The 13,891-nt window shown below is 68.3% G+C and carries 10 protein-coding genes; 7 read left to right on the top strand and 3 right to left on the bottom strand.

Annotated elements, in window-relative coordinates:
* The first annotated feature begins 7 nt into the window (after positions 1 to 7).
* On the top strand, positions 8 to 2,737 hold the full coding sequence (locus KEG57_RS51010) for an MGH1-like glycoside hydrolase domain-containing protein (RefSeq protein WP_272427952.1): 2,730 nt from the start codon (positions 8 to 10) through the stop codon (positions 2,735 to 2,737).
* Positions 2,738 to 3,086: 349 nt separating this feature from the next.
* On the opposite strand, the gene purU is transcribed toward KEG57_RS51010, so the two are convergent.
* A complete protein-coding gene (gene purU, locus KEG57_RS51005; RefSeq protein WP_272427951.1) occupies positions 3,087 to 3,983 on the bottom strand; it encodes a formyltetrahydrofolate deformylase in 897 nt (298 codons plus the stop codon).
* Between the two features lie 169 nt (positions 3,984 to 4,152).
* Between purU and gpmA the strand changes: the two genes are divergently transcribed.
* Complete coding sequence (gene gpmA / locus KEG57_RS51000; protein WP_272427950.1) at positions 4,153 to 4,899, top strand: 2,3-diphosphoglycerate-dependent phosphoglycerate mutase; 747 nt, start codon at positions 4,153 to 4,155, stop codon at positions 4,897 to 4,899.
* A gap of 9 nt (positions 4,900 to 4,908) precedes the next feature.
* On the opposite strand, the gene KEG57_RS50995 is transcribed toward gpmA, so the two are convergent.
* Both KEG57_RS50995 and KEG57_RS50990 read right to left on the bottom strand, forming a co-directional pair.
* Entirely contained in the window at positions 4,909 to 5,730 is an 822-nt protein-coding gene (locus KEG57_RS50995; RefSeq protein ID WP_272427949.1) for a PAS domain-containing protein, read from the bottom strand.
* Between the two features lie 108 nt (positions 5,731 to 5,838).
* Entirely contained in the window at positions 5,839 to 8,157 is a 2,319-nt protein-coding gene (locus KEG57_RS50990) for an ATP-dependent helicase (RefSeq protein ID WP_272427948.1), read from the bottom strand.
* Between the two features lie 152 nt (positions 8,158 to 8,309).
* Between KEG57_RS50990 and KEG57_RS50985 the strand changes: the two genes are divergently transcribed.
* The 5 genes from KEG57_RS50985 (at position 8,310) to KEG57_RS50965 (ending at position 13,774) form a co-directional block, all read left to right on the top strand.
* A complete protein-coding gene (locus KEG57_RS50985) occupies positions 8,310 to 10,439 on the top strand; it encodes a D-alanine--D-alanine ligase family protein (RefSeq protein ID WP_272427947.1) in 2,130 nt (709 codons plus the stop codon).
* Between the two features lie 85 nt (positions 10,440 to 10,524).
* Entirely contained in the window at positions 10,525 to 10,818 is a 294-nt protein-coding gene (locus KEG57_RS50980) for a hypothetical protein (protein WP_272427946.1), read from the top strand.
* 68 nt (positions 10,819 to 10,886) lie between these two features.
* On the top strand, positions 10,887 to 12,206 hold the full coding sequence (locus KEG57_RS50975) for a serine/threonine-protein kinase (RefSeq protein ID WP_272427945.1): 1,320 nt from the start codon (positions 10,887 to 10,889) through the stop codon (positions 12,204 to 12,206).
* A gap of 17 nt (positions 12,207 to 12,223) precedes the next feature.
* Positions 12,224 to 13,216: a tetratricopeptide repeat protein gene (locus KEG57_RS50970; protein WP_272427944.1), complete on the top strand. Its 993-nt coding sequence runs from the start codon at positions 12,224 to 12,226 to the stop codon at positions 13,214 to 13,216.
* Positions 13,217 to 13,375: 159 nt separating this feature from the next.
* On the top strand, positions 13,376 to 13,774 hold the full coding sequence (locus KEG57_RS50965) for a response regulator (RefSeq protein WP_272427943.1): 399 nt from the start codon (positions 13,376 to 13,378) through the stop codon (positions 13,772 to 13,774).
* Positions 13,775 to 13,891: the final 117 nt, after the last annotated feature.

The following is a 13,891-nucleotide window of genomic DNA, read 5'->3' as shown; positions in this document are numbered from 1 at the left end:
TCTCATCATGAACGTGCTTCGCAACCCCCTGGGCACTTGCTTCGTCTCCCTCGCCGCGCTCGCGGCCCTCGGATGCGGAGGTGACGAATTGGGCGGTACGACCTCGGGAACGACCCTCGGAACAGGCTCGGGGAGCTCGAGCGGAAGCGGGAGCGGAGGCAGCGGCGCAGGCGGCGGCGGAAGCGGCGGCGGAAGCGCGAGCAGCAGCGGCAGCGGCGGCAGCGGCGGCAGCGGCGGCGGCAGCAGCGCCGAATGTGTGCCGCCGACGGGGACGCCGGCGTCTGGGACGGGCACGTGGTACGACGCGCCGAACCAGGCCACGGTCGTCGTGCAGAACGCGGCGAGCTGCGCGCGGACGTACGTGCTCTCGACCACGGGGCCGCTGCGCGACAACAACCCGTCGAACCCGCGGACGATCGCGGAAGTGCCCGGACAACCCGTGCTGCGGACGGGGCACGACATGCTCGACGCGCTCTATGCGCTGGCCGTCGAGGAGTCGCGCGAGTGTTCGGTCGCGGCGATCAGCGATTACGCGTTCAATGGTGGCAATCCCCTCCCCTGCCCGCAAGGCGGCTGCTTCGAGACGGGGCGGCTCTGGAAATACGTCTGGACGCGGGATACGTCGTATTCGGTGGCGCTCGGGCTCTCGCTGCTCGATCCGACGCGGGCGCGAAACTCGATGGAGTTCAAGACGAGCCTGCGGCGCGACGGGACGAAGCGCGAGATCGTGCAGGATACGGGGACGGGCGGGAGTTATCCGATCTCGTCGGATCGCGTGGTCTGGGCGATGGGCGCGTTCGAGCTGCTGAAGCACCTCGATGGGGCGGAGCGGTCGGCGTTCCGGGACCTCGCGTACGAGGCGATCGTGAACACGGCGGAGCACGATCGGCTCGTCGTGTGGGACAAGGCCGACGGGCTTTATCGCGGCGAGCAGTCGTTCCTCGACTGGCGCGAGCAGACGTATCCCGCGTGGGTCGCGACGGATACGGTGCAGATCGGGATGAGCAAGGCGCTCGGGACGAACATCGCGCATCTCGTGATGCTCGACGTCGCCGTGAAGCTCGCGGAGGAGAAGGGAGATACGGCGGCGAGTCAGAAATACGCCGGGTGGGCGACGGCGCTGCGGGACGCGATCCGGGCGCGGCTGTTCTTGCCGGAGCGGCAGATGTATTCGACGTTCGTGACGACGTATCTGGATCCGGCGCCGACGCTGCAATACGATCTCCTGGGCTCGGCGTTCGCGGTGCTGTTCGATGTCGCAACGAAGGCCGAGGCGGAGGAGATCGTGGCGCGGTATCCGCATTTGCCGAAGGGCGCGCCCGTGATCTGGCCGCAGCAGCAGAATACACGGATCTATCACAATCGCGCGATCTGGCCGTTCGTGACGGCGTTCTGGGCCAAGGCCGCGGCGAAGGCGGGCAACGCGGACGCGATCGACAACGCGGTGCGCGCGCTCGTGCGCGGCGCGGCGCTGAACCTCTCCAACATGGAGAACTTCGAGGCCGTGACCGGGGCGAACTGGAAGGAAGAAGGGCCAACGAGCGGGCCGGTCGTCAATTCACAAAGGCAGCTCTGGAGCGTGGCCGGGTTCGTCGGGGTCGTGCACGACGTGCTCTTCGGGCTGGAAGCGACGCAATCGGGGATCCGGTTCGCGCCGAAGATCACGCGAGGGCTGCGCAATACGCTGTTCTCGGGGATGGACGAGATCACGCTGTCGGGCGTGCGGTACAAGGGGAAGCGGATCTCGGTCCGGGTGAAGCTGCCGGCGGTGTCGGGCGACAATGGGCTGCTCGACGTGACGGCGGCGCGGCTCGACGGGCAGGACGTGGGGACGGGTTTCGTGGACGCGGCGGCGCTCGGGCAGGACAGCGTGTTCGAGATCGAGCTCGGTGCAGGCGCGCCGTCGACGAAGGGGATCACCGCGCTCGGGGACGCGGAGATCGCCAATTACAAGAATGTGTTCGGCCCGCATACGCCCTCGATTTCGGGTCTCGTGATCACGAATGATCGGGTCCAGGTCAATTTCTCCGTGGGAGAGAACCCGAACGACGTGACGCTCAACGTGTATCGCGACGGGACGCGAATCGCGCAGGACCTGCCCGGAGGCACGACGTCGTACGTGGACCCGGGGAGCACGGAGTACATGACGAAGACGTATTGCTACACGGTGGAGGCGGTCTTCAAGACGTCGGGCAACGCCTCGCAACGCGCGCGGCCCTGGTGTTACTGGGGGCCGAACAACACGCGGATCCAGTCCTTCGGCGCGCAGCAGAGCTTTCAGGCGACGGGCGGCACGCTCGTCCTGAACCACGGCCGCTGGCATTACGAGAACTGGGGCGATCCCGGGCACAAGATCACGGTCTCGAACGTGACCGCGAAGCAATCGGGGCGGCACTTGCTGCAGGTGACGGCGGGCAACGGCGCCGGCGATTACACGACGGGCATCACCTGCAGCGTGAAGGCGATCGAGGTGTGGGACGGCGCGACACTCGTGGGCAGCGGGCAACTCACGATGCCCCACCTCGCGACCTGGGACGACTGGCGCGATTCGAACTTCGTACCCGTCGATCTCGTGGCCGGAAAAACCTATTCAATCGTGATCCGAGAGGACGCCGGCTCCGGCAACATGAGCGACTTCGCCCATTTCGGTTCGTACAACGGGATGGGCGGGCAGAGCGGGCGCTTCAACAAGGTAAACATCTCGGAGCTGAAGGTGCTCGCGATCGGAGCGCCTTGACGCGGGGCTTTGCCCCGCACCCCAGCAGGGGGCTATCCGCCCCCTGCACCCTGGACCAGCGCAAGCGCTGGACCCGGGGTCGATGAACTGCGCGATGCGCAGTTCATCGAACAGGCCGAGGCAAGACCGGCGACGATGTTGCCAGTCAAAACCGCAGCGCTGACGTGTCTGCTCGAGGCGTGCAGCGCTGCCGTCTCGGCTGACGAGGTGGTTCGTGGTCTTGCCACGGGCCCGTCGGATAAACCGCGCATCGCGCGGTTTATCCGCCCTCGGTCCAGGCCGTGCCTGGTCCGGGTCGAGGGGCGGACAGCCCCCGCGGGGTCCGGGGCAGCGCCCCGGCGCTACGCCATCAAAGCACGATCGTCCGCCGCCCCTCGACAATCACGCGTCGCTCGAGGTGCGCGCGGACGGCGCGCGAGAGTACGACGCGTTCGACGTCGCGGCCGGTGCGGGACATCTCGTCGGGGCCCATCGCGTGCGTGACGCGTGCGACGTCTTGCTCGATGATGGGGCCCTGATCGAGGTCTTTCGTCGCGTAATGGGCTGTCGCGCCGATCATCTTCACGCCGCGCGCGTGGGCTTGGTGATAGGGTTTGGCGCCCTGGAATGCGGGCAGGAAGCCGTGGTGGATGTTGATCACGGGCGGTGCCTCGTTCAGGAAGTCCTCGGTGAGGACTTGCATGTATCGGGCGAGCACGACGAGATCCACGTGGTGCCGGCGGCAGAGCTCCAGGATTCGCTTTTCCTGGTCGCGTTTCGTGTCGGGTGTGACGGGCAGACAGAAGAACGGAATGCGGAAGCTCTCGGCGACGGGCTCGAGGGTCGGGTGGTTTGAAAGGACCAGCGGGATCTCGCAGGGCAATTCGCCTGAGCGCTGCCGCAGGACGAGGTCGTAGAGGCAGGCGGGGTCTTTCGTCACGAGGACGGCGACGCGCTGGATCTGGTCGCCGTAGCGGACGGACCAGGTGGCCGAGAGGGTCTGGGCGAGGTCGCCGAAGGCGCGCTCGAGGGCTGCGCGGGTCGAGGAGCCGCCGAGGGCTGCGCTTGCTGCGGGGGCGGAGAGGCCTGAGACGTCGACGACCATGCGCATGAAGAACCGCGCTCCGCCCTCGACGTGGACGTCGGTGTGGTTGCCGGCGTCGATGATGTTGAGGCCGGCGTTGTAGAAAAAGCCGGCGAGACGCGCGACGAGGCCCGGCTGATCGGGCGCGGCGACGAGGAACGTGGCGTGGACGGTGGAGCTCATCGGATCGCCTCCGATACCTGAACCGTGCTGCGAAGGCGAGCGGGATCGACGCGGCGCGGCGATGCGTTTGCCTCGGGACGAGACGCTTGACGCCGGAGAACGGCCGCGTCATGCCCCCGGGCGGGCCTCGTTGTGAGGTCGGATGCAGCTCTCTGAAGGGAAGAACGTGATGCACAAGCTCGTCCTCCTCCGCCATGGCGAGAGCCAGTGGAACAAGGAAAACCGCTTTACCGGCTGGGTCGACGTACCGCTCAGTGAAAAGGGCGTCGAGGAGGCGCGCGCTGCTGCGCAGATGATCGCGGCCGAGGGGCTGACGTTCGACGTGGCGTACACGTCGGTGCTGAAGCGCGCCATCAAGACGTTGTGGATCGTGCTGGAGGAGCTCGATCGGATGTGGATCCCCGTCACCGAGAACTGGCGGGTGAACGAGCGGATGTACGGGGCGCTGCAGGGGCTCGACAAGGCCGAGACGGTGGCGAAGCACGGCGAGGCGCAGGTGAAGATCTGGCGCCGGAGCTACGACACGCCGCCGCCTGCGATGGGCGAGGACGATCCGCGCTGGCCTGGGAAGGATCCGCGGTATGCCTCGCTCCGCAAGGAGGAGATCCCGGCGAGCGAATCGCTCAAGGACACGGTGGCGCGGTTCCTGCCGTTCTGGGAGTCCGATATCGCGCCGGCGATCCGGAGCGGGAAACGCGTGATCATCGCGGCGCACGGAAATAGCCTGCGCGCGCTGGTGAAGCATCTCGACGGGATTTCGGATTCGGAGATCGTCGAGCTGAACATCCCGACGGGGGTGCCGCTTTTGTACGAGCTCGACGGGAATTTGAAGCCGATCTCGCGCCGGTACCTCGGCGACGAGGCGGCGGCGAAGGCGAAGGCCGAGGCCGTCGCGAATCAGATCAAGGCGCGATAGAGCGCTGTCTCAGCGGCGCGACGATCCCCGTCGCAATGCGAGCGCCCTGGACAACCCCTGTTTCAGGGTGGCGCACGTCGTCATTCCTCCGAGATCCAGACCTCCCTCGACGAACGTGCGGGCCGACTCCGCGCTGATACCGACGAGGATCGTGCGGCAGCCGAGCAGGGCGAGGGCGCGCACCGCGCGGGCGATGATTTCTGCCCCGGCTGCGTCGGGTAAACCCGCGCCTGTGACGTCGATGAGAACCGTCTCCGTGTTGCGCTCGCTGACGGCGGCGAGCACGCTCTCGATGGCATGCGCTGCCCGACTCTGCGAGAGCGCGCCGACGAGGGGCAATAACAGGATGCCCTCCCATATTTCGAGCACCGGTACGACGAGGCCGTCGATGACCCGTTCCTGCGCCTCGATGATCGCCTGCTTCCGCGCCGCCTCGGCTTCGAGGAGCTCGGTCTTGCGGGCGTGCTCCATCTGGTGGGTGATATCCATGATGAGCCCATAGAGGCCCACCACGGCTCGCGACGCGTCGCGAATCGGCACCTTGCGCGTCCAGAGGATCCGGAGCTCGCCGCCTCCGAGCGTGATCTTCTCCTCGTTGAGGTCGGGCCGACCTGTCTCGAAGACCAGGTCGTCGTGCTCCCAGAAGACGGCGACCTGATCGGGCGGGAAAAAGTCGGGATCACTCCGGCCGCGGATCTCCTCGGGCGGCCGGCCGAGGAGGTCGCAGAAGGCACGATTGAATGCAATCCAGCGATGCTGCCGGTCCTTGAAAAACATCGGATCCGGCATTCCGTCGACGAGCTCTTGGAGCAGTCCGGCTTCGGTGTTCATCCTTCAAGCCCTCCCTCGCTCGGAAATCGCGACGCTACGATTTCCCAGCGTACACCACGTCGTCCCCCCATTGCGAGGGTCATGCGTGGCATCGGAGGGTGGATTGGATTACTCGGTCCGCAAGAATCGTGCTTTGATACGCTTCACGCCCCAGCCCGAGAATTTCACGGTGGCGATCGGGTCGTCGCCGGGATCGACCTCAACGATGACGCCCACACCGAACTTCTCGTGCATGACGCGCGCCCCGCGTGCGAGGCCCCCCTCGCCTGAGGCCTCGACCGGCTCGCGCTCGATGTAGCGCTCGCCCGGCGCGCGCGCGGGCAGGGCCGGGGAAGGCGTGGAGAACGGGCGCGCGGGTGCGTCGCCACCGCGATCCATGGGATGCGTCCACGGCCCGCGCGGGCGCGCGGGTTCGTCGCGGTAGCCGTCGCGGAAGGAGCGCTCGCTCGACGCCGCGGCCGTCATGAGGGGTTTTACGCCGGCGACCGGGAAATCGGCGATGAAGCGGCTCGGCACGCCGAAGCGCGTGTTGCCGAAGATCATGCGCCGCGCCGCGTGCGTCACGAAGAGGCGCTCGCGGGCGCGCGTGACGGCGACGTAGGCGAGGCGGCGCTCCTCCTCGATGTCCTCGTTGCGCTTGGGATCCGGGCCCTTGAAGGGGAAGATCTCGTCCTCCATGCCCGTGATGAAGACCGTGTCGAACTCGAGGCCCTTGGCCGCGTGCACGGTCATCATCGAGACACGCGGCGCGTCCTCGAGTGCGTCGATGTCGCTCGAGAGCGTGATGCGCTCGAGGTAGCCGGAGAGCGCGCCGACCTGGCCCACCGCCGCGGCCTCGGCCTCGTAATCGAGGATGGAGCCGATGAGCTCCTGGAGGTTCTGCTTGCGCGCGTCGCTCTCGGCGCTGTCGTCCTCGTCGAGCATGCGGGCGTAACCCGTGCGTTCGAGGACCTCGCGCGCGAGGTCGCTCGGCGGCGCGGAGGCGGCCTTTTCGCGCAGGCCTTCGATGAGCTCGCGGAAGGCGAGCAAGCTCTTCTTCGCGGCCGTGCCGAGGCCGCCGCGATCCGTGAGCGGCAGGATCGCCTCGTAGAGCGGCACGTTCAGCGCGTTCGCGACCTGCGTGAGCCGATCGAGCGTGGCCCCGCCGATCTTACGCGCGGGGACGTTGATGATGCGCTCGAGGTCGACGTCGCTCTTCGGGTTGTCGAGGATGCGCAGGTACGAGAGACAGTCCTTCACCTCGGCACGCTCGAAGAAGCGCATGCCGCCGACGATCTGGTAGGGGATGCGCTCGGCGCGCAGGACCTCTTCGAGCACGCGCGACTGGGCGTGGACGCGGTAGAAGATCGCGACCTCGCCGAGCGGGACGCCACGCGCCTGGGCCTCGCGCACACGCTCGGCCACCCACGCGGCCTCGTCGTGCTCGTTCTGCGCGGCGACGACGACGACGGGCTCGCCGCCGTCGCGCGCGGTCCAGAGCTCCTTCGGCTCGCGATCCTTCGCCGGCTTGATGACGCCGAGCGCGGCCCGGACGATGTTGCCCGTGGACCTGTAGTTCTGCTCGAGCTTGACGATGGCGGCGTCGGGGAAGTCGCGCCGGAAGTTGCGGACGATGCGCACGTCGGCGCCGCGCCAGCGGTAGATGCTCTGATCGTCGTCGCCGACGACGCAGAGGTTGCGGCTCGCGGCGAGCGCGCGCACGAGGCGGTACTGGACCTGGTTCACGTCCTGGAACTCGTCGACGAGGACGTGCCGGAAGCGCGCGCGGAGATCGTCGCCGGCGAGGCTCTTCGGATCCTCGGCGATGCGGAGGACCGAGAGGATGAGGTCGTCAAAGTCGACGGCGTTCGCCTTGCGGAGGTAACGCTCGTAGCCCTCGTAGACCTTGAGGATCGCGTCGTCGAAGAAGCCCTGCGGCTCGAAATCGGCGGGGCCGCGGCCCTCCTGCTTCTCCTTGTGGATGCGCGAGAGGACCTGCCGCGGCGGGTAGCGCTTGTCGTCGAGCGAGAGCTCTTTCAAGACACGCGCGACGACCGCGCGCTGGTCGGAGTCGTCGTAGATGACGAAGTTGCGCTCGAGGCCCGCCGCTTCGTGGAAGCGGCGGAGCAGGCGCGCGCACGTCGCGTGGAACGTGCCGATCCAGAGCTCCTTGGCGATCTCGTCGCCCGCGAGGCTCGCGATGCGGCGGCGCATCTCGCCGGCCGCCTTGTTCGTGAAGGTCACGGCGAGCACGCGGTACGGAGGCACGCGGTGCCCGGCGAGCAGGTTCGCGATGCGATACGTGATGACACGCGTCTTGCCGCTGCCCGCGCCCGCAAACACGACGAGCGGGCCCTCGGCGTGGGCCACGGCCCGCGCCTGGGGCTCGTTGAGCTCGTCCGCCGGCTCGGGGAACGTCGGCGGAGGAAAGGCCACCAGATCCGTCACGCACGGGGCCGTAGCACGTGCCCCCGCGCGAGGGGAGCCCTAGACGCTTGACGCCGCGGTCGTCCGCCCGCATCACACGCTCGCCCAGCTACATTTTCCCCTCGAAAAACCCGCGACATCCTCCCTCTCCTTCGGCACCCTCCTTTTCAACGATGCGCCTCGCGCTCACCTACAATTTGAAGATCACGGGCTCCCCCGACGAGGCGGAGTTCGACAGTCCAGCAACCATCGACGCGATCGAAGGGGCCCTCGTGCGCGCAGGCCACGAGGTCGAGCGCGTCGAGGTCTCCGGCCCCGCATCCCGCGTCATCGCGCGGCTCGAATCGATCTCGCCCGACCTCGTGTTCAACATGGCCGAGGGGCACAAGGGCAAGATGCGCGAGGCATTTTACCCCGCGCTTTTCGACGAGCTCGGCTTCCCGTACACGGGCTCGGACGCGTACACGCTCTGCCTGACGCTCGACAAGGCGCTCACGAAGCGCACGCTCGCGGGCTTCGGCGTGCCGACACCACGTGCGCGGCTCGTGACGCGCGTGGCGATCGAGGGCGGCGTGCTCGACGACGTCACGTTCCCGGTGATCGTGAAGCCGAACTTCGAGGGCTCCTCGAAGGGGATTTCAGGCGATTTCAGCGTCTGCGAGGACGGCCACGAGCTCGCCGAGATCGTCGACCGGCAGCTCTCGCGCTTCCCCACGGGCTTGCTCGTCGAGCGCTTCGTGCGCGGGGTCGACGTGTCGTGCTCGTTCGTCGAGGGCCTCGGCAGCGACGGGATTCTCGATCCGGTCGAGTACGTGATCGATCCTCGGTACCAGAACCTTTACAACGTCTACGATTTCCATCTGAAGAACGTGCGGCCCGAGCACGTGACGACGCGCCCGGCGGAGCTGCCGGCGGCGGTGCTCGATCGCATCCAGACGCTGACGCGCAGGATCGTGCGGGCGCTCGATCTCAAGGACCTCGGGCGCTGCGAGTTCCGCGTGGCCCCAGGGTCGCCGCAGACGGGCTATGACATCCACTTCCTCGAGGTCGACGCGTTGCCCTCGCTCGATCCGAGCGCCGCGATGTTCGTCGCGGCGAAGAAGGGCGGCTTCGATTACGACGGCGTGATCCGGTCGATCGTGCGGAGCGCTTGCAAGCGGAGGGGCATGTCGCACTTCGTCGACAGCGCGCCGAAGCGCGCGAAGAAGGCCACGCTGCGCGTGGGCTTCACGTTCAACATGAAGCGCGACGGCGGCGACGCGGAGGCCGAGTTCGACTCGCCGCAGACGATCGATGCGATCACGAACGCGCTCGAGAGCTTCGGCCACACGGTGATCCCGCTCGAAGCGAAGCCGGATCTGCCGCACCGGCTGCTCGCAGCGCAGCCCGACGTGGTCTTCAACATCGCCGAGGGCGTGCGCGGACGGGGCCGCGAGGCGCAGGTGCCCGCGATGCTGGAGCTGCTCGGCATTCCCTACTCCGGCAGCGATCCGACGACGCTCTCGCTCTGCCTCGACAAGGGCCTCACGAAGCAGATCCTGCGCGCCTCGCGCATCGAGACGCCCGAGTGGCAGGTGCTCACGACGGGCCGCGAGAAGCTCAAGGCCTTCCGTTACCCGGTGATCGTCAAGCCGAACGCGGAGGGCACGTCGAAAGGGATCAGCAGCGCGTCCGTGGTGCCGGACGAGGCGAGCGCGCGCGCCGCGGCGAAGGTCTTGCTCGAGCGGTATGGGCAACCAGCGCTCGTCGAGGAGTACGTCGACGGCCGCGAGCTCACCGTGGGCCTGCTCGGCGACCGAAGGCCGCGGGTCTTGCCGCCGATGGAGGTGGTCTTCGTCGATCCGCCCGAGCACCCGGTCTACGGCTTCGAGGAGAAGCAGATGGGCACGACGCGCGTGCGCTTCGAATGCCCGGCGAACCTCGGATCGGCGGAGCTCAAACGGATCGAGAAGATCGCGCGCGACACGTTCCTCGCGCTGCACTGCCGCGACGTCGCGCGGATCGATCTGCGCATGGCGAAGGACGGCACGGTGTACGTGATCGAGTGCAACCCGCTGCCGGGGCTCACCCCGGATTTCAGCGATCTCTGCGTCATCGCGAAGGTCGCGAGCATGGATTTCCGGACACTCATCGGCGAGATCCTCGCGGGCTGCATCAAGCGGTACCGCGGCGAGCGCGCCGCAGCCGCGCCGCCTCTGGTGCAGGTCGCCGCCCCGACGCAGCCGCACGGGCTGCTCCCACTGCTCACGTCCCCCACGCCTCCCACGCCCCCTACGGGCCCCGTGAAGGCCAACGGGTCCTGATCGAAACATCCGTCCTGACTGACCGGATTCCCGTCGCGCACGTCCTGCACACCGCCCCGGCCCGCGCCTTGCGTGGGGCCGGGGCATGGGATCTTCGGCCCTGTGTCGGTTCTCCCTGCTGGCGTTCGCGTGTGGCCTCTCCGCGCTGGGCTGCGGGCGCGGTGCGACGCAGCGCGCTGCCGAGGCGCCGCTCGCGCCCGAGCCGCCCACGTATGCCGTGGTGATCGCGCCGGGGACCTACTTTCCCGACTGGCCGTCGCTATCGGTCGGAGGCGAGCCGGAGTACGACGAGACGCGCTCGATCGAGGTGCGCGAGCAGCTCCCGCCACAGGGGCCCGCGGCACAAATTCCGATGCGGATGAGCGGAGGGCCGCGCTAGATCGGACGGACCCACGCACGGGGTGTTTCCCGTTTCGGCGGCTCGTGGTTTAAACTTTGGTCTCCGCCGTGAGACCTCCCGAACCCGAGCTGCAGAGCGTGAGGCCGAGCCCCTGGGCGCCGGGCTCGATCATCGGGGGAAAATATCGCCTCACCACGCCCATCGGGGCCGGCGGCATGGGGCAAGTCTGGCGCGCCGAGCACACGTCACTCGGCACGACCGTGGCGGTGAAGCTCGTCGATCTCGCGTCGTCGCAGAATCCGCAGGAGACGATGGCGCGCTTCCTCCACGAGGCGCGCGCCGCGGCGAGGCTCAAGAACGAGAACGTGGTCCAGACGATGGATCACGGCGCGCAAGGGCACGTCGCGTACATCGTGATGGAGCTGCTCGAAGGCGAGAGCCTGGCAAAGCGGCTCACGCGCACGCGCGTCCTGCCCGCGTCGGACGCGGTGCGGATCTTTCGCGAGATGGCGCGCGCGCTGGAGAAGGCGCACAAGCAGGGGATCGTGCATCGCGACCTCAAGCCGGAGAACGTCTTCCTCTCCGTCGAGGAGGGACGCGAGGTCGTGAAGATCCTCGACTTCGGCATCGCGAAAACGGCCGACGGCGGCCACGATCCACACCTGAAGACGCACGCGGGCACGGTGCTCGGGACGCCCGCGTACATGAGCCCGGAGCAGGTGCTCGGCAAGGAGCTCGATTTCCGCTCGGATCTCTGGCAGCTCGCGATGATCGCGTTCGAGTGCGTGACGGGCGTGCGAGCCTTCTCGGGCAGCACGCTCGGCGAGCTCTTCATGCGCATCTGCTCGGCGCCCTTGCCCGTGCCGTCCCAGGCCGCGCGCAACGTGCCGCCCGGCTTCGACGCATGGTTCGCGCGCGCGGCGCAACGCGAGCCGAAGGACCGGTTCCAGTCCGCGCGCGAGCTCGCCGAGGGGCTCTCGCTCGTGCTCCTGCGCAGCCAAGGCGGAGGAGCCGCGACGGTGCCGCTCGGCTCGATGGTGCAGTCGGGCGGGCCCGAGCCGACGGGGCGGAACACGGCCTGGTCGAGCGGCCCCACGAACCCGAGCTCGCGGCGCGCGCTCACGATCGCGCTCGCCGTGCTCCCGGTGTTCCTCCTGGGCGCGGTCGGCGCCGTGTGGATCGTGAAGGGGCGTGACCCAGGCACGGAGGCCCCGACGCCCTCGGCGATCCACCCCGCCACGAGCGCGCTTCCTCCCGCGAGCCCGCCGAGCGCCGCGCCGAGCCCCGCGCCGAACGTGCCCGTCACCGCGACCCCTGGAGACGACGCAGGCGCGCCGGCCGCGCCAAGCGCGCCCGACGCGGGCTCTGCTCCGAAGATTCGCACCGGGACCAAGAAGAACACGAAGGAAGACGTCCTCGGCTTCTGAGACGAACACGAGCCCCGATGAACCGCCCTCCCTCGAAGCCCACGCGAGCGCCCTTCCGGACGTGCCTGCCGCTCGCCTTCGCCGCGCTCACCTGGCTCTCGCCGGCCGTGAGCACAGGGCAGGACTTCGCGACCCGCAGCGCCGCGCGCAAGCTCGGCGAGGAGGGCATCGCGCTCTTCGACAAGGGCCAGTACGCCGAGGCGCTCGAAAAGTTCAACCTCGCCGATCAGCTCGTGCCCGCGCCGACGCTCGGCCTGCGCGCGGCGCGAAGCCTCGTGAAGCTCGGCCGCCTCGTCGAGGCCACGGAGCGTTACCTCGCGGTGACGCGCATGGATCTCTCGCGCACGCAGGTCACGCCGGCATTCCGCAAGGCGCAAGCCGACGCGCTCAAGGAGCGCGAGGAGCTCTTGCCGCTCATCCCGAGCCTGACGATCGAGGTCACGGGGCCCTTGGGCGACGGCATCACGGTGTACGTCGACGGCACGCAGATCCCGCTCGCGCTGCTCGGGCAGAAGCGTCCGATCGATCCAGGGCCGCACGAGGTCGAGGTTCGTCGCGGCGAGACGAAGGTGAAGAAGAAGGTCGACCTCGTCGTGAAGCAGACGGAGAAGGTCGTGCTCATGCTCCCGCCGCTGCCAAAGCCGAAGCCGCCGGAGCCGGATCCGTTCTGGAGAACGATCGCCTGGGTGGGGATCGGCGTCGGCGCGGGCGGCATGGTGGCGTTCGGAGTGACGGGTGGGCTCGCGCTTTCGAAGGAGCAGGAGCTCACCACGAAGTGCCCGAACCGGACGTGTCAGCCAGAGTTCCACGCGGACGCGGACTTCTTCGATGCGCTGCGCTACGCGACGACGGCAGGCCTCGTGGTCGGCGTGGTGGGCCTCGGCGTGGGCGTGCCGCTGCTCATCGCGGGTCCGACCGAGAAGCCCAAAAAAGACGAGAAGAAGGCCGCCGGGATCACGTGGACGCCGGTGCTCGGGATCGGCACGGCGGGCGTGCGCGGAACGTTCTGAGCGGGCTCTGCACGCGAAGATCGCAGAAGTGCAAAGCTGGCGCGCACCGGCCGTTTAGCCCTGCAAGACGTCCTGGACGGGCGAGCCAAAGAATCCCTTTCTTTTCACGCATTTCCAGCGTTTCCGGATCGTGGTCCGTTCCTTGCATCTGGGTCGACCATGGCCCGCGTTTTGATCATCGACGACGACCCGACCTTCGGCCAGCGCGCCGTACGTTGCCTGGAAAAGGCAGGTATGCGGGCGCGCTTTCATGAGGGTCCCTTCGGCAGCCTGCACGCGGTCCGCGAGACGGGCTGCGAGATCGTGCTCGTCGACGTGGACATGCCGCGGCTCGACGGCGGTCTGCTCGTAAAGATGATCCGAGACGCCTACGGGCTCGGACAAACCCGAATCATGCTGGTCGGGGACAAGTCCGACGTGGAGCTCGCAGATCTCGCAGTGAGCGTGGGAGCCCACGGGTACGCATCGAAGAGCGTGACGGACGCAGAGCTCGCCGGGCGCGTCGCCGGGCTCGCCCTGCGAAGGCCGTCGCGACGGCCGACGCCAGCGATGGGCTGAAAGGTGAGCGCGGGGCTTTGCCCCGCACCCCAGCAGGGGGCTGTCCGCCCCCTGCACCCCGGACCAGGCACGGCCTGGACCGAGGGCGGATAAACCGCGCGATGCGCGGTTTATCCG

Source organism: Polyangium jinanense (assembly GCF_028435365.1).
Note: the sequence above shows the minus strand (reverse complement) of the source record. Positions and strands in the feature narration are given on the sequence as shown.

Excerpts from the sequence above, each read along its gene's own strand:
- KEG57_RS51010 (WP_272427952.1), top strand. The coding sequence starts at position 8 with ATGAACGTGCTTCGCAACCCCCTGGGCACTTGCTTCGTCTCCCTCGCC.
- purU (WP_272427951.1), bottom strand. The coding sequence starts at position 3,983 with ATGAGCTCCACCGTCCACGCCACGTTCCTCGTCGCCGCGCCCGATCAG.
- gpmA (WP_272427950.1), top strand. The coding sequence starts at position 4,153 with ATGCACAAGCTCGTCCTCCTCCGCCATGGCGAGAGCCAGTGGAACAAG.
- KEG57_RS50995 (WP_272427949.1), bottom strand. The coding sequence starts at position 5,730 with ATGAACACCGAAGCCGGACTGCTCCAAGAGCTCGTCGACGGAATGCCG.
- KEG57_RS50985 (WP_272427947.1), top strand. The coding sequence starts at position 8,310 with ATGCGCCTCGCGCTCACCTACAATTTGAAGATCACGGGCTCCCCCGAC.
- KEG57_RS50980 (WP_272427946.1), top strand. The coding sequence starts at position 10,525 with ATGGGATCTTCGGCCCTGTGTCGGTTCTCCCTGCTGGCGTTCGCGTGT.
- KEG57_RS50970 (WP_272427944.1), top strand. The coding sequence starts at position 12,224 with ATGAACCGCCCTCCCTCGAAGCCCACGCGAGCGCCCTTCCGGACGTGC.
- KEG57_RS50965 (WP_272427943.1), top strand. The coding sequence starts at position 13,376 with ATGGCCCGCGTTTTGATCATCGACGACGACCCGACCTTCGGCCAGCGC.